Genomic DNA, 16,803 nt, shown 5'->3' with positions numbered 1-16,803 from the left:
AAGAACATGAAAAGAAAGTCATTAGTTATAATTACGTTATTATCAGTATTTTTCCTAATAATAGGATGTGGAAAAAAAACTGAAGGGAATAAAACTAATTCAGGAGATAAAAAAGTTATAAAATACGGTAAGGCAAGCGGTCCTTATACAGTATTATTTGAAAAGGCAATTATTCCTATTTTGGAAAAAAAGGGATATAAATTTGAAGTTGTAGAATTTTCTGATTTATTGCAAAATGATACTGCGTTAAATGAAGGAGATATTGATGTGAACGTTGAACAGCACACAGCGTATATGAATAATTTTAATGATTCACAAAAAGGAAATCTGGTTGCATTAAGTCCAATTCCAACAGTTCCGGCAGGAATATTTTCGAGTAAGCATAAAAGTCTTAATGAATTGAAAGATGGTGCAAAAATTGCAATTCCAAGTGATGCATCAAATGCTGCAAGAGGATATAATTTGTTACAAAAAGCAGGATGGATAAAATTGAATGAGAATATTAATGTTGCAAAAGCTACTCAAAAGGATATTAAGGAAAATACGCATAAGTTAGAAATTGTAGAAATGGATTCGGCAAATATTCCACGTTCATTAGACGATTTTGATTATGCAGTTATTCCTGGAAGTATTGTTTATAGTGCAGGAATTAACCCGTCTACAGTATTGCTACAGGAAGATATATTAAATCACTTACTATTACAAGTTGTTGTAAAAAAAGGAAATGAGAATAGCAATTGGGCAAAAGCTATCGTAGAAGCTTACCACTCAGATGAATTTAAAAAATATATGGAACAAAATAATAAGGGATTATGGTTTATACCAAATAACAAATAAAAAATGTTAAGAAATAACAAAATATTAAATAAACTTGGAGGTAATTATGAAAAAGAATTTTGAAAGGCTTGTAAAAATTATTGCAATCTTAGTTTTAGGAGTATTTACAATAAGCTGTGGAAAAGGTGGAAAGGGAAGCGCTGAACCAGGGTCAATTGAGGCAATAAAAAAAGCAGGAAAAATAAGAATAGGAGTATTTGGAGATAAGCCGCCATTTGGGTTTGTTGATGAAAATGGAAAAAATCAAGGGTACGATATTTATTTGGCAAAAAGACTGGCAAAAGATTTGTTAGGTGATGAAAACAAAATAGAGTTTGTTACAATGGAAGCTGCAAATAGAGTGGAGTATTTGTTATCAAATAAAGTTGACATTACTTTGGCAAACTTTACAGTAACAGACGAGAGAAAACAAAAAGTTGATTTTGCAAAACCTTATATGAAAGTGTCGCTAGGAATTGTTTCACCAGAAGGTGCTCCAATAAAAGATGTTAAAGAGCTGAAAGGTAAAAAATTAATAGTTAACAAAGGAACAACAGCAGAAATTTATTTTACTAAGAATTATCCAGATATAGAATTATTGAAGTATGATCAAAACACAGAAACATTTAACGCATTGTTAGATAAAAGGGGAGCAGCACTTGCACATGACAATACTCTTGTATTCGCGTGGGCAACAGAAAATCCAGGATTTGTTGTAGATATTAAACAGCTAGGGGAACAGGACTACATTGCTCCAGCTGTAAAAAAAGGGAACAAGGAACTGTTAGACTGGCTAAATACTGAAATAGATGCTCTTACTAAGGAAGGATTCTTTGAAAAAGCGTATAAAGCAACTCTTGAGCCTGTTTATGGAAATAAAGTTGATCCTAAAACAGTAATTATCGAAAATAAATAACATAAATTTGATAAAATTTGGAATAAATAATAATTATTATAAATAGAGAAGGTAAGAGAGTTGTTTGAATTTTAAAATCTATAAAATTTGTACAGGAATTATTGGGAAAAAAGTCGAAAAATCATATATAATTTTGTTGTAAGGAGGAAAAATATATGATTAAGGCATTTAATGAAACGATGAAATATATCGAAGAGACCCTGACTGACAGAATTAATGAGAGAAAGATTGCATTGCTTTCTGGATATTCATATCCGCTGTTTAGCAGAATGTTTTCAATTATGGTGGGTTACCCGTTAAGTGAGTATATTCGCTTTAGAAAGTTAAGCTGTGCTGCGATAGATTTACGTGAAACTGACGAAAAGATAATAGAAATAGCCTTTAAATATGGCTATGAATCTCAAGATTCATTCTCTTTAGCATTCAAAAAATTTCATGGACATACACCAAAGGAAGTCAGAAAAGGAAGTGCATTTCAAATTTTTTCTCCTATAAGATTATCTTTAAGTGTTGAAGGAGGAAAAAACATGGACATCAAAATTATAAAAAAATCGGCTTTTAAAATTGCAGGCGTAGCAGAAAGAGTTGAAGAAGGCGGTGATTTTCCTAATGTCTGGGACAAACTTTTTAAAAAAGTATCTGAAGAAAAATTGGAAAGCTTAGGAAATGGACAAAGTTATGGAGCATGCTACGAAATCGAAAAAAATGAAAAAGAAAATCCTGAAAGTAAGTATACGGTAAGCTATATGGCTGGATATGATGTTCAAAATATTGACAAGGCAAAAGATTTAGGATTAAGTATTCTTGAAGTTCCTGAAGCTGAATATGCTGTAGTAAAATTGAAAGGAATTGTTCCAAATTGCATTCACAAAGGCTGGAAATATGTAACAGGGACATTTTTCCCAGAACAAAGTTATAGACACGCTGGGACACCTGATTTTGAAGTTTATAGCGAAGGATATATGTATAGTCCTAACTATGAAATGGAACTTTGGGTTCCGATAGTAAAAGATAGAAATTAATACTATTTCCCATTTAAATAGCGCATATTTAATAAATTTTGAATTAAATATGTTTATCAAGGAATTAAAATTTCTTGTCCTTAACAGTTTCTATTTTTTAACAGGATTTAATATTATATTATTTTGTTTAATAATAGTTTTTAATATTTTTATTATGTTTGCAGGATTGCTCATTGCCGCAAATCCTTATCTTGCAGTAAAGGTTTATTCTGATAATTAAAATTACGGCAAGATTGCTACGCAATACCTATGGTTAGACTACGACTTTTATTTGCCCAACTTCGAAACTTCTCCTTATAGTCGTCAAACAGTCGTAGTTGAACAAATAAAAGCTCCGTCGGTTTTTAAAGCTAAAAAATTTATCCTATTAAAGAAAAAATATTTATTATAAATTTCTGAGATTTTAATTTTTCAGTAAAAGACAACTTGTTTGAGCTTTTCTATTATATTTGAATTGATAATAACCTTATGAAATTAAAATTACTTTTGCTAAAAGCGAGTTTTGTCTTTTGATGTAAAATTGAAATTTGAGAAGCGGGGTTGTAAGGGCATGGTATTTGAGATGCCCTTACGTTAAAAAAACTAAATATAAATAAAATTGAATAAACAATTATTAGACAGAGTAATCCAAATTATATTATTTTCCATTTAAAAAACAAAAATTATATTTTAATTATTTGAAAATATTAGATTTTAAGTTTGTAATAAATTAGTTATTTAAATGGAGGTTAATATTATCTGATTTTTACTATTTAAATGTTATAAAAAAATGGGAGATTTTTTGAATGTACAGTTTATTTCCCATTTTATTTTTAATTTTATTCTCTTAATTTAAGAACTTTGTAAAATATCAAAAAAGTTAAAAATTACACTTTTCACATTTACATTGTTCCTAATGCTATTTTTCAAATTTATCAGTTTTTTTAAATCTTCTGAATTCACAGAATACTTTACATTTATAATGATTTTTGAAAGAAAATTTATCAAAAATTCTTTTTCCTTTTTTAATTCATTCTCAATTTCATTTACAAAAAAATATACATTTTCAATATCCCAAAAACGTATTCGCCGTGCCAGTAATTCCACACTTTTATTATATTTTATCGTCAAATCCAGATTATTTTTTATAGCTAGTTCTCCAGCTGTGTAATTTTTCATCTCAAAAATAATTTGTAAAATATCTTCCACAGTATTAACTTGAAACTGAATACCATCAAGAGAGAGATTTTGCCTTTTAAATTCTAAAATATCGTTCTCATTTCCGTCAAAAAAATAGTAGATTTCCTTGCTGACTCCCAGTTCATCGTTGTTCATTCCAGATAAATGAAATTTGATTGTACGGGATTTTATTGTAGAAATTATATTTAATGTTCGCGATAAAAGTATAAAATATACGTTTTTTGGAGGTTCTTCCAAAATTTTTAAAAGTGCATTTGAAGATTCGTTTCTCAAATTTTCAATTCCGCACAGAATAAATATTTTTTTTGGTGAATTAAATGAGGATTCTATTGATGAATAGATGATTTCCCGTACTTCATCAATTTTTATGTTTTCATTATTTTTATTTATTATTTCAATGTCAGGATGCTGAGAAATGTCGATAAGCCGTTCTATTTTTTCTTTTTCAGCATCAGTTTGGATATTTTTTGTCATAATCATTTTTGAAAACATTAGTGCATAAGAAAGCAAGTCAACTCTCTTATCACCGTAAAAGAGATAACTTGCGCTCACTTTATCCTGATTTGCCTCATTTTTAAATTTTTCAGTTATTTTCTGTAATTTCATTTTTTCTCATTTTCTTTTTTTCTTTTTTAAAATTAACAACAAATATTAATTTTCCTTCATTTGAAGAGTTCTTAACAGTTTCTTGTTGTCAAATGCGGCTCCTCCACCTAAAACTACTGAATCCAATGGATTTGGAGACAAGAATACTTTGATTCCAACTTCTTTTTCCATCATGTCAATAAAGTTTCTGATTAGAGAACCTCCACCAGTCATTACAATTCCGTTATCCAAAATATCTGCTGCCAATTCAGGCGGACATTTTTCAAGAACTTCTTTTGTAGAGTTTACAATTTGGAATAGAGAATCTTCGATTGCTTCGTAAATTTCATTTGCATTGACTTCCACAGTATTAGGAATTCCAGTTTCCAAATCTCTACCTTTTATTTCCATAACTTCAGGCGATTGAACTTTTAATGCTGAACCTAATTCTTTTTTTATTTTTTCAGCAGTTCTATCTCCAATTAATAAATTATATTTTCTTTTTACATATCTTACAATATCTTCATCAAATCTGTTTCCAGCAATTCTAATTGATTTACTTGCGATAATTTCATCTAGCGAAAGAATTGCAATATCAGTAGAACCTCCACCTATATCAATTACCATGCTTCCTTCAGGTTGTGAAATATCCACTCCGGAACCAATAATAGCGGCTCTTCCTTCTTCAATAATGTATGTCTTTTTAGCGCCCTTTACTGCATCAAACAATGCTTTTCTTTCAACACTTGTTACTTCAATTGGCACACAAATCATTACTTCAGGCTTGAACAGCGAATTTCCATAAATTTTGTGAATAAAGTATGTAATCATTTCCTTTGTTGAGTCAATATCTGCGATAACTCCATCTTGCAAAGGTTTAATAGCTTGAATACTTTCAGGAGTCTTCCCAAGCATTTCTCTAGCTTCTTTTCCAACTGCAATTAATCTTCCTGTTTTTCTATCACGTGCAACAACAGATGGCTCGTTTAATACTATTTTTTTTCTTTGCTTATCGTAAATCAATATATTTGCAGTTCCTAAATCTATCGAAATACTTTTATTTACTCTAAATATTTTTACAAAATCAAATACACCCATTTTTCCTCCTATTAAAATTAACTTTCTTAATTATATCATATTTTTCAATAAAAATTTATTATTTTTTGAAAATTTTTAAAAATTTTTGCTATAAATATTTATTTTTTTACATTTTTACTATATTTTTTGCTTAATTTGATTTTATTTTTAGTTTTATAAAAAAAAACACATAATTTAATTTAATAAAGTGAAAGCTTAAAAGTCCTTTGCATTTAACCATTTCAAGATTTCATCATAAATTTCATATTTATTTGTTTCATTAAGGGATTCATGTCGTCCATTCTTGTTTTCAAGAATGTTTATTCTTCTTTTTTTCTTTCTTAATGTATTAAAAATTTGATTAATATATGGAATGTCTATTACTTTGTCATCTGTTCCATAAACAGATAATATTCTCACATGTTCATCTAATTTTTTATAGTTTCTATTGATAAATCCTATTGTAGAAAAAATTCCAGAATAAAACTTTGGTGTGACAGAATAACCACAAAGCTCATTATTTTCATATTTTTTATTTTCAATTTCATCTCTTGTAAGCCAGTCAAATTTTGTTTTATTTGGCTCAAAATTTGCGTTCCACTTTTCTGAAATTTTATTAAATACAGAAACTTTTCTAAAAATCACTTTTTCTAAAAAAGTGGCAAATTTTCCACCTATAGCTATTAACTGACTTTTCAATGGAAAACCTGATAAAATAAAATATTTATATTTATTTCTAATTCCCCATTCTGTTCCAATCAAAGAACCCATACTATGCCCAAAAATTGTAGTATTGTTTGGAGTTGCTCCAACTTTGCTCAAAACTTTTTTAAAAAAGGAATCAATATCTTTAAAGACAGATTTTATTCCCCCTTTTCCAAAATCTCCAATTTCACTATCTTTTAATTCCCCATGACCACGAATTTCCATAACAAACACATTATATCCATTTGAAGCCAAAAATTCCCCAAATTCAGCATATCTGTCAATAGATTCGGTCATTCCGTGAAATATTACAATATTATTTTTATATTTATATCTTTTTGATTCAAAAAATAAATAAGGAACCTTTTTTCCATCAAAACTTTCAAAATACTGTTTTTTCATTATTTCCCTTCCTAAAAAACATTATTCTATTTATTAACGTAAATTATTCCCGCTTGTAGAAGTCTACATTTTATTAAATAAGTAGAACAGTTATAATCCTAGAGTTTAGTTTTAAAGTAGTCTTATGTAATGTATATATTTATTATAATACAATATTATTTTTTTTGCAATTACAAATTTTTTTCTTTTATATAAGCACTTTTAAAATAAAACTAGGTTTAAGCAATTTTGTATTGTTTCATATTTTAAATTATTAAAAATTAATAGAAGAGAAATTTTGTTTTGTTTACACAAATTAATAAAAATAAAGATATTTATGATTTGTTTAGCTTAATTATGAAACTTTTTATTAAAAAATAAAATTTTAGAATAGTAAATTTTATATTGACAAAAAGATCTTGAAAATAAAGGGTTTTAATTGAGTTATATATATTTATTTTGTTATTTCTTAAATTTTAATAAAAAAAATCAAAAAATTTGAAAATACTTATAATAATATTTTTTAAAAAAAATAGTACTTTATTAGTATAAATTTACAATTAATTATTATATACTTTAATTTTAAATTAATTTAATTAAATCGTTGGAAACCAGTATTTAAGGGGCATTTTCCCAAAATAAGAAAGTTAAAAATATCATCTAAAAAAATAAACTCATAATTGTTATTATGGAAATATTCGTAAATGTTAATCTTACGAGTTTAATTAAGAATTATGAGGAGAAAATAATCAATGGGGCTGGATTTTAATGAAAGTGATATATTAAAAGATATTTTGAATTTTAAAATTGTCAATAGAAGAAAGTTAGAAGAAAAATACGAATTTAAAATAATAGATCATACAATTGGACATATAAATAAATTTTTATCTAGAAATAATAATGGAATAATACATAAAAGTAAGAATTACTTATATTATTTTGGAAAATATCATGAAAAATTATTTAAGATGGATGATAGAGATATAAATATGAAAATGTCATTCAGACGAGAACTTATCACGCTTATCTTACTACTTGGAAAAGAAAAGCTAAATATTTATAAATTTAATAAGCAAATCAGAAGGAATGAACAAAATACTAAAAATATTCAAAATGATTTAAAGCAGATATTAAAAATTTATAATATAAAACATTCAGAATATGTAAAATCAGCAAATATAGAAAAATTATTTGAAAATAAAAATTATGACCTTAAAGAGTTAAGAGAAAACTATTTAAGAGAAATACTAATGAGAAGAATGGAAAAAATTTATATTGGAAAAAGTACATATCAGGAAAATTTTTATTTCAAAATATTACAAGAAATTCTGGAGTTAAAAGGGATTAAATATATGAAAAAACTCCTTTTTTTATACATTGATCAGTATACTGACATAATTTCAATGGATGAAAAATATTCGATATTAACATATTTTATTTTAAATATGAAAAATACAAATATAAAATTTAAATATCGTATAAAGAGAACTGATAAAAATGAAGAATTTTTTATAATGATAGATAAAATTTGTAAAAGGGAAAAACTAAAGATGGATTATAAGTTTATTACTTTATTTTATAGAAAATTACACAGAAAAAAGAGAAATCCTGAAAAAATATTAAGTGAAATTAATAAAGCTGTGATGATTGAGAAAAGTCAAGAAACATCTAAAATAAAAAAAGTGGAAACTAGAAGAAAAAAAGAAGATAAAGTGGAAGTTTACAGTATTGCTGAAATATCTGTAAATTTTGAAAATGAAAATTTATTAAACAAAAAACTAGTAAAAAAGTATATTCATTTGAATGAAGCTGCTAAAATAAAGACATTAGTTTTAGTTGATGTGGAAGAAAATCAGATTTTAAAGTCATTTAATAAAGTAATGAGATTTTTTAATTTTTTAGAAGTGGTTAAAGTGGAACATTTAAATAATTTTAAGAAGGTTATTACGAAAAAGAATACTGGCTATGAACAAGTACTCATAATTTCCAATTCAAAATTTTTAAATACAATAAGAAATTTTTCAGATATTCCAATTTTTAATTTTGTATTGGGAAAAGAAAAGGGAGCTTTACAAAGCAGAACAAATATTTTGAAACAAATGATATATTTACGTAGAATGATGTTTCAATATTTGGAATTTAAAAAAGATAGAAAAATAATTCATAAGTAAATTTTATTGCAGAATAATCGCTTAAGTACTTAAATTTTACAAGTTATTTTTTTCACTATTTTACAGTATTTGAGCGATCTTTTTTATAGAAAAATTTTTTTAAAAAATTTAATAATATATTTGCTTTTATAAAAAATATGGGGTATAATACTTGTGGACTTAAGATTACAATATTAAAATGATTACAAACAAAATACAAAGTAAAAAAAATTTTTTTTGAAAGGAAGTTTATAATATTATGGATGCATGGAGAGGATTTAAAGAAGGAAATTGGAAAGACAACATTGATGTTACAGAATTTATCAGATTAAACTACACAGAATATTTAGGAGATGACAGCTTTTTGGAAGGTCCAACCGAAGCTACGACTAAATTGTGGAAAGAACTTTCTGAAAAATTTAAAGTAGAAAGAGAAAAGGGTATTTATGACGCTGAAACTAAAATACCATCTCAAATAGATGCTTATGGTGCTGGATACATCGACAAGGATTTGGAAAAAATTGTAGGACTTCAAACTGATGCACCTCTAAAAAGAGCAATCTTCCCAAATGGTGGATTAAGAATGGTAAAAAACAGCTTGGAAGCTTTTGGTTATAAATTAGATCCAGAAACTGAAGAAATTTTTACTAAATACAGAAAAACTCACAATGATGGAGTTTTCTCAGCTTATACTGAACAAATAAGAAAAGCAAGACATACAGGAATTATTACAGGACTTCCAGACGCTTATGGTCGTGGAAGAATTATCGGAGATTACAGAAGAGTTGCTCTTTACGGAGTTGACAGACTGATAGCTGACAGGGAAGAACAATACAAAAACTTGGATCCAGCTGAAATGACTGAAGATGTAATTAGACTTAGAGAAGAAGTTTTTGAACAAATTAAAGCACTAAAAGCATTAAAGAGAATGGCAGCAGCTTATGGATTTGACATTTCAGGACCAGCTACTAATGGTAGAGAAGCGGTACAATGGTTGTATTTTGCATACTTAGCCGCTACAAAAGATCAAAATGGAGCTGCAATGAGTATTGGTAGAACTTCTACATTCCTAGATATTTTCTTGGAAAGAGATTTGCAGGAAGGAACTTTGACTGAAAAAGAAGCTCAGGAAATAATGGACCATTTTGTTATGAAATTAAGAATCATAAGATTTTTAAGAACACCTGAATACGATGCATTGTTCTCAGGAGATCCAGTTTGGGTAACTGAATCAATTGGAGGAATGGGAGCAGATGGAAGATCAATGGTTACAAAAAATTCATTTAGAATCTTACACACATTGTACAACATGGGAACTTCACCTGAACCAAACTTAACAGTATTATGGAGTGAAAAATTACCTGAAACTTGGAAAAAATTCTGTGCCAAAGTGTCAATTGATACTTCATCAGTACAATATGAAAATGACGACATTATGAGACCACAATTTGGAAACGACTACGGAATCGCATGTTGTGTATCTCCAATGACAATTGGACATCAAATGCAATTCTTCGGAGCGAGAGTAAACTTGCCAAAAGCATTATTATACGCAATTAATGGTGGTAAAGATGAAAAATCTAAGATTCAAGTTACACCAGTTGGACAATTTGAGCCAATCAAAGGTGAATACTTGGAATTTGACGAAGTATGGGAAAAATTAGATAAAGTGTTAGACTGGTTAGCTTCAACTTATGTTAAAGCACTAAATATCATTCACTATATGCATGATAAATATTCTTATGAAGCATTGGAAATGTCATTACACGACATCAACATCAGAAGAACAGAAGCATTTGGAATTGCTGGACTTTCAATTATTGCAGATTCACTTGCGGCTATTAAATATGGTAGAGTTAAAGTTGTAAGAGATGAAGATGGAGATGCTGTTGACTACATCAATGAAAAAGATTATGTTCCATTCGGAAATAATGATGATGCAACTGACCAATTTGCAGTAGATATTACAAGAAGATTTATGAACAAATTGAGAACTCACAAGATGTATAGAGATGCAATCCCTACACAATCAGTATTAACTATTACTTCAAATGTTGTATACGGTAAGAAAACAGGAAATACACCTGATGGAAGAAGAGCTGGAGCACCATTTGGTCCAGGAGCAAACCCTATGCATGGACGAGATACAAGAGGAGCTGTTGCTTCACTTGCTTCAGTAGCTAAAATTCCGTTTGAAGATGCAAATGATGGAATTTCTTATACATTCGCAATTACACCAGAAACATTAGGTAAAAATGCAAATGAAAAACAAACTAACCTAGTTGGATTAATGGACGGATACTTCAACCAAACAGGACACCACTTAAATGTAAATGTATTTGGAAGAGATTTATTAGAAGATGCAATGGAACATCCTGAAAATTATCCACAATTGACAATCAGAGTTTCTGGATATGCAGTAAACTTTGTTAAATTGACTAGAGAACAACAATTAGATGTAATTAACAGAACAATTTCAAACAAAATGTAATTTTTGGAAGTTTAAAAATTTAAAATTTAAATTTAGCTGTTAAACAAATTCAATTTAAGCAAATTCAATAAATTGTTAAAATATGAAAAATGTCGCATAGTTTCATAAAAATATGAGTTATGCGGCATTATTTTCTATTGTGCGATTTGAAATTTAATGTTGACAATCATAGCCAATAGATTTAAAATAAACTTAAGTTATTGAATAGAAAGAGAGAGAAAATTAATATGGAAGCAAAAGGGTATATTCATTCATTTGAATCTTTTGGGACAAAAGATGGACCGGGAATTAGATTTGTGCTGTTTTTGCAGGGATGTCCGCTCAGATGTCTGTATTGTCATAATGTTGACACGTGGGAGATTAAAGACAAAAAAATGGTGATGACTGCACAGGAAGTTATGAAGGAAATTTTAAAAGTGAAAGGATTTATAAAAACTGGTGGAGTTACTGTGTCTGGTGGGGAACCTTTGATGCAGCCTGAATTTCTGATGGAATTATTTAAACTTTGCCGTGAAAATAAGATTCATACGGCACTTGACACATCTGGATATATTTTTAATGAAAAGGCGAAAAAAGTGCTGGAACTTGTTGATATGGTGCTTCTCGATATTAAGCACATAAATCCTGAAAAATATAAAATATTGACTTCGGTGGAGCTTGACAATACATTAAAATTTGCAAAATATTTGAATGAGATTAATAAGCCGACTTGGCTAAGATATGTGTTAGTTCCTGGATATTCTGATGATGAAAATGATTTGCATGAGTGGGCAAAATTTACTTCCCAGTTAAAGAATGTGGAAAGAGTGGATGTTTTGCCATTTCACCAAATGGGGCAGTATAAATGGGAAAAAGTTGGAAAAGAATATAAACTGAAAGATACGCCAACACCAACGAGAGAATTAGTTGAAAAAGCTGAAGGAATTTTTAGATCTTATGGGTTGAAATTATTGGATAAATAAAATAAAGGGAATTGGTTCTAGTTTTTTGTTAAAATTTAGAAATGATTCCCTTTTGATTTATTTCAATTATATTTTCATGTGATTCTTTTATTAGTCAACTTACATTAAATTTTATTTAAAAAAGGAGTTTGAGCATATTTCAATTAGCTGATTAAACTTTGTGAATAAATTATCTCTTTTATCTGTCCTAAGTTATTTGCCTTGCCAATCCCTATACTAATTGCTTTAGTTTTGAAGGGGGTAAAATTGTAATTTAAGATAAATGAATTTATTTTAGATGAATTTTCCTGAGTAAGCAAGGTTACATGCGGATTAAAGTTTATAAATACATCTGGAGAGCCATATAAATTGAACAATTTTTCTTTTTCAGGAAAATACCTTACCCACTCAGGAGTTTCTATGTCTTTCTTACGGTACTTAGTTAGGTTGACTGTAATTTCATCTGCAAGCTGCTGAATATTTTGATTATTTTTGGCATAAACTGCAAGCGTTTTTCTTTCTGTTTTTTCTAACTTGTAAAATTCCATATCAAAAGATTTTGTCTGGCTTGCAATTTTTTCGACAGTTTCCTTGATTTTATATAGAGAATTTTTTTCATATTTTGTAAGATATAATGTCACATGTATAACATATCCTTGTGTATAAAGGCTTTCAATTTCATTTTTCTCTAATTTCTTTGAAATATTTTTAATATTTTTAGTTGCACTATTATCCATAATTATGAAAACGTTATAATTTTCATTTGTACTGGAATTGGAACTAAAAAAATTAAATAAAATCGCTCCTCCAATAATAATGAAGAATATCTCTGCATCACTAAAACTTTGATCTGAAGCAGAAACGTTAGAATTGTCATTAGAAGTACTGTAATCTGCATTGGAAAAAATATTAAAACAAAATAGTATAAAAGCTAAAAAAAATATTTTTTTTATCATAATAAAACCTCCTAGATTTCCTGTTTTAGATTACCTTTATTTATTATCATTATACCTTAAAAAAATCTAAAAACAAGATTTAACAAATATTTTAATTAACTTTGATTATTTTTTGTGTATTTGTTCCATTCTATAATTTAATTCTTCAAAATCAATAATTTTAGCCTGTCTATGTATCTCCTTGCCTTCATAAAATAGAATAACTACTGGAACTGAAAATAGGCTTAATTGTCCGACTGCTTCAGGAATTTCAGATGCTTCGATATAATAAGCAGTAAAATTTTGTTCATTAACAATTTTCTCAACTTTTGGCATATCAATCTGACAAATGCTGCAATTATTCATTGAAACATATAATAAAAAATATTTTTCTTCTTTTATTTTATTCAGTATTTGTTCATAATTTTCAAGTTTTTTCATATAATTTTTCCTTTTTTATTTTTTAAATTTTACTGAATAAATTATATTTTTTGCTTGTCCTAAATCGTCAACTTGAGCGATTCCGATACCAATGACTTTAGATTTAAAGGGTTTAAAATCATATTTTGAAGTAAATGCATCTATTTTTGCTGAATCTTCTGGAGTAAGTAAAGTTATGTGCGGATCAAAACTTGTAAATACGTTTGGAGAGCCATACAAATTGAAGGATTTTACTTTTTCAGGAATAGATTTTGCCCAGTCAGGAACTTTTGCGTCCTTTGCACGATATTTGTTTAAGCTAACTGTTATTTCATCTGCAAGCTGTTGTATAGCTTCATTGTTTTGAGCATCAAGCATAAACCAGTTTCCGCCAGTTTTTCTTAATCTGTAAAATTCTATATCAAAAGGCTTTGTCTGATTTGCAATTTTGTTGACAGTATCTTTTATTGTTTTTAGTGTTTCAGGCTTGTATTCTGTAAGATAAAGTGTCAGATGAACGGCATATCCTTTGGAATAAAGGCTTTCAATTCCTACATCTTTAAGCCCTTTTGAAATGTTTTCCACATTTTTAGTCGCATTGTTATCCATAATTACAAAAACATTATAATTTACATTGGAAAAAACATTGATACAAAACATTAAAAAAATTGAAAAAAATAACTTTTTCATAATAAAACCTCCTAAATTTTTTGTTTCAGATTACTTTTACTATAATTATACCTTAAAATATTTTAAAAACAAGATTTAAAAAGTATTCCAAATTTAATTTAGTTGTTCTTTACAAATTTATTTTATTTTTTTGTAAAATTATCCAAAAATTCATAAAGAAGATTATTCATCTCATTGTAATCGTTATCACGGATTGTTTGAGGTGATTGGACATAAGGTAAAGTTTGGCTTTTCTTCTCAAGATCTTTATCTGAATCAATTAGTAATTCTGCAACTTTTTTTGTAAATTCAAGATGGCATTGAAAGCCGTAGTGCTTTTTGCTGTATTTAATGATTTGTCGTGGGCATCCTTCGCTTTTTGCTAAAACTTTTGCTGTATCAGGAAGTCCTGGCATATCGCTGTGCCAATGTCCTGTTATCGCTTGTTTTCCAAAATGTTTAATATTTTCATCTTCCAATCCAGCTTCAGTTAGTTCAATTGGAAAATTCCCAATTTCGCAAGAAGGGCTTTTTTCTGTAGTTCCACCGTAGGCTTCTCCTAAAAGTTGAGCTCCAAGACAAACTCCAACTATGTATTTATCAGCTTTTATAGCCTTTTTAATCAAATCAATTTCAGCTTTTGGATTAAAATAAGGAAACTCGCTATTATCTCCAATTGGACTTTGAGGGCCTCCCATTATTATTAGAAAATCAAATGAATCGGCATTTTCAGGTAACTTTTCATCTTGATAGACTTTTGTCATTGTAACATCATGTCCAGAAAGTGCTGCCCAAGCAAGATAAGCTCCTGGGACTTCAAATGTTTCGTGTAATATAAAGTGTATTTTCATTTTTTGTGCTCCTTTAAATTTTAGATTTTTATTCAAATTTCAATATTATTTAAGTTTAATATTAAAGAGATTGGATACATTATATAATTTTCGTCAAAAAAATTCAAGAAAAGGATTTAAATAAGGAATTTTAAGAAATTTTAGAAAGAAATAAAAAAACTTATAAAAATTAGGTGGATATATGATATAATATGTGTAGCAATAAGAAAAGTTTTTAGGAGAAAAAATTGTTAAAAATAGGAATTGTAGCTGAATACAATCCGTTTCACAATGGACATTTGTATCAAATCAGGAAAATTAGGGAAATATTTGGTAAAGATGTCTTTATTGCTGTTGTAGTAAGTGGGGATTTTGTTCAGCGGGGAGAAATTTCGTTTTTGGATAAATGGGAAAAAACGCAGGTTAATTTAGAGTATGGAGTTAATTTAGTTGCGGAGCTTCCACTTTACTGTTCGATTCAAAATGCTGAGATTTTTTCAAAGATGGCAACACGAATTTTGGATTATTTGGGAATGGATATTCAGGTTTTTGGAGCAGAGGAGGAAAATATTGAGCTTTTGCAAAAGGTGCTTGATTTACAGAAAAGGCAGGATTACAAGGACAAACTTATGGGATATATGAAAAAAGGTAATAGTTACAGTACTTCTCAAAGATTGGCTTTGAAGGAATATGAACTGGATGGAATTGTGAAGTCGAATAATATTTTGGCTTTGGAATATATGCGTGAGATTGAGAAAAGTAATCTTAAAATAAAGCCGTTTATTGTAAAAAGGGAAATTTCAGAATATAATGAAGAAAAAGTTGAAAAAGAGAGGGAAGAGTTTGCCAGTGCTTCGTTTTTACGGAATGAACTGGAAAAAATATTAGAAGAATTTTGTGGCGATAAAAATTTAAAATCAAAAAAACTTATTTTGGAAAAGTTGAAAAAAATTCAGAAATTTGTGCCAGAAAAGTCTTTTGAAATAATTCTTGAAAATTTAGAATTTAAAATAAAAAATGGAATTGATGGGGGAAAAATAAAGGAAGAAATCTTTAAAATCGTAAAATATAAGATTTTGACTGAAAAAAAAGAAAAAATAATGAAAATATATGACATTAATTGTGAAATTTATGCTAGAATATATAGGGGAGCGGAAATTTCAAAAAATTATAGGGAATTTTTGGAAAATACGAAGTCAAGAAACTTGTCAAATAGGCGTGTGGAGCGGATTATTTTAAATATTTTGCTAAACATAAAGGCTGAAATGATGGATTTTGAGATAAATTATGTCAGAATTTTGGGATTTGATAAAAAGGGACGGGAATATTTGAAGAAAATTCGAGAAAATAATAATTTTGAAAATATTGAGGGGAAAAATAGTTTTGAGAAAAAGAATATTTTTGTAAATTGGAAGGATATTGAAAAATTTGGAAATTTTTTTGAAAATAATGGAAATATAGAAAAAAAAGAAAATATAAAAAATTTTAAAATTCAAGAAAATTTTTTTGAAAAAATAAAAATTGAGAAAAATGGATTTTTATTAAAAGAATTATTTTTAGGAAAAAGAGAAAAATTGAATCCAATTGTTTATTTAAATAATCAAAATTAAAATACAGGCAATTATAAAAGTAAAATCTTTAAAAATTAAGCAATAGCAGTAAGGAATTAAAATTTCCCTTGTCAAA

General features: G+C 27.9%; 14 protein-coding genes. 7 read left to right on the top strand and 7 right to left on the bottom strand.

The features are described 5' to 3' along the window. Nucleotides 1-6: 6 nt before the first annotated feature. The 3 genes from FVE73_RS09055 to FVE73_RS09045 all read left to right on the top strand — a co-directional run bounded on the left by FVE73_RS09055 (nt 7) and on the right by FVE73_RS09045 (nt 2,754). Entirely contained in the window at nt 7-837 is an 831-nt protein-coding gene (locus tag FVE73_RS09055; protein ID WP_018498981.1) for a MetQ/NlpA family ABC transporter substrate-binding protein, read from the top strand. A 46-nt stretch (nt 838-883) separates the two neighbouring features. Next, on the top strand, nt 884-1,732 hold the full coding sequence (locus tag FVE73_RS09050) for a cysteine ABC transporter substrate-binding protein (protein ID WP_018498980.1): 849 nt from the start codon (nt 884-886) through the stop codon (nt 1,730-1,732). A gap of 155 nt (nt 1,733-1,887) precedes the next feature. Further along, nucleotides 1,888-2,754 carry an AraC family transcriptional regulator gene (locus FVE73_RS09045; RefSeq protein ID WP_018498979.1) on the top strand — a complete coding sequence of 289 codons (867 nt, stop codon included), beginning with the start codon at nt 1,888-1,890 and terminating at the stop codon, nt 2,752-2,754. An 831-nt stretch (nt 2,755-3,585) separates the two neighbouring features. Here the strand turns inward: FVE73_RS09045 and FVE73_RS09040 are convergent. From FVE73_RS09040 to FVE73_RS09030, 3 genes are all read right to left on the bottom strand, one after another. Then, nucleotides 3,586-4,539: an ATPase gene (locus FVE73_RS09040; protein WP_018498978.1), complete on the bottom strand. Its 954-nt coding sequence runs from the start codon at nt 4,537-4,539 to the stop codon at nt 3,586-3,588. Between the two features lie 45 nt (nt 4,540-4,584). Further along, nucleotides 4,585-5,616 (bottom strand): rod shape-determining protein, encoded by a 1,032-nt coding sequence (gene mreB, locus FVE73_RS09035; RefSeq protein WP_018498977.1) that lies wholly within the window; start codon nt 5,614-5,616, stop codon nt 4,585-4,587. Between the two features lie 195 nt (nt 5,617-5,811). Then, a complete protein-coding gene (locus tag FVE73_RS09030; RefSeq protein WP_018498976.1) occupies nt 5,812-6,702 on the bottom strand; it encodes an alpha/beta fold hydrolase in 891 nt (296 codons plus the stop codon). Between the two features lie 731 nt (nt 6,703-7,433). Between FVE73_RS09030 and FVE73_RS09025 the strand changes: the two genes are divergently transcribed. The 3 genes from FVE73_RS09025 to pflA all read left to right on the top strand — a co-directional run bounded on the left by FVE73_RS09025 (nt 7,434) and on the right by pflA (nt 12,284). Then, complete coding sequence (locus FVE73_RS09025) at nt 7,434-8,852, top strand: ligand-binding sensor domain-containing protein (RefSeq protein ID WP_018498975.1); 1,419 nt, start codon at nt 7,434-7,436, stop codon at nt 8,850-8,852. A gap of 238 nt (nt 8,853-9,090) precedes the next feature. Beyond that, nucleotides 9,091-11,322 carry a formate C-acetyltransferase gene (gene pflB / locus FVE73_RS09020; RefSeq protein WP_018498974.1) on the top strand — a complete coding sequence of 744 codons (2,232 nt, stop codon included), beginning with the start codon at nt 9,091-9,093 and terminating at the stop codon, nt 11,320-11,322. Between the two features lie 227 nt (nt 11,323-11,549). Further along, nucleotides 11,550-12,284: a pyruvate formate-lyase-activating protein gene (pflA, locus tag FVE73_RS09015; RefSeq protein ID WP_018498973.1), complete on the top strand. Its 735-nt coding sequence runs from the start codon at nt 11,550-11,552 to the stop codon at nt 12,282-12,284. A 143-nt stretch (nt 12,285-12,427) separates the two neighbouring features. Here pflA and FVE73_RS09010 read toward each other — a convergent pair whose 3' ends face one another. The 4 genes from FVE73_RS09010 to FVE73_RS08995 all read right to left on the bottom strand — a co-directional run bounded on the left by FVE73_RS09010 (nt 12,428) and on the right by FVE73_RS08995 (nt 15,138). Then, the gene (locus FVE73_RS09010) at nt 12,428-13,219 is read right to left on the bottom strand and encodes a DUF1045 domain-containing protein (protein ID WP_018498972.1); all 792 of its coding nucleotides are present in this window, start codon (nt 13,217-13,219) and stop codon (nt 12,428-12,430) included. 105 nt (nt 13,220-13,324) lie between these two features. Further along, complete coding sequence (locus tag FVE73_RS09005) at nt 13,325-13,639, bottom strand: thioredoxin family protein (RefSeq protein WP_018498971.1); 315 nt, start codon at nt 13,637-13,639, stop codon at nt 13,325-13,327. A gap of 15 nt (nt 13,640-13,654) precedes the next feature. Beyond that, the gene (locus FVE73_RS09000) at nt 13,655-14,308 is read right to left on the bottom strand and encodes a 2'-5' RNA ligase family protein (RefSeq protein WP_018498970.1); all 654 of its coding nucleotides are present in this window, start codon (nt 14,306-14,308) and stop codon (nt 13,655-13,657) included. 122 nt (nt 14,309-14,430) lie between these two features. Next, complete coding sequence (locus FVE73_RS08995) at nt 14,431-15,138, bottom strand: type 1 glutamine amidotransferase (protein WP_018498969.1); 708 nt, start codon at nt 15,136-15,138, stop codon at nt 14,431-14,433. 227 nt (nt 15,139-15,365) lie between these two features. Here FVE73_RS08995 and FVE73_RS08990 point away from each other — a divergent pair, with 227 nt between their 5' ends. Then, a complete protein-coding gene (locus FVE73_RS08990) occupies nt 15,366-16,727 on the top strand; it encodes a tRNA(Met) cytidine acetate ligase (protein ID WP_018498968.1) in 1,362 nt (453 codons plus the stop codon). Nucleotides 16,728-16,803: the final 76 nt, after the last annotated feature.

It is taken from the genome of Leptotrichia wadei, from assembly GCF_007990545.2.
GTDB lineage: Bacteria > Fusobacteriota > Fusobacteriia > Fusobacteriales > Leptotrichiaceae > Leptotrichia > Leptotrichia wadei.
The sequence above is the reverse complement of the archived record's forward strand: the minus strand, read 5'-3'. Positions and strand labels throughout refer to the sequence as shown.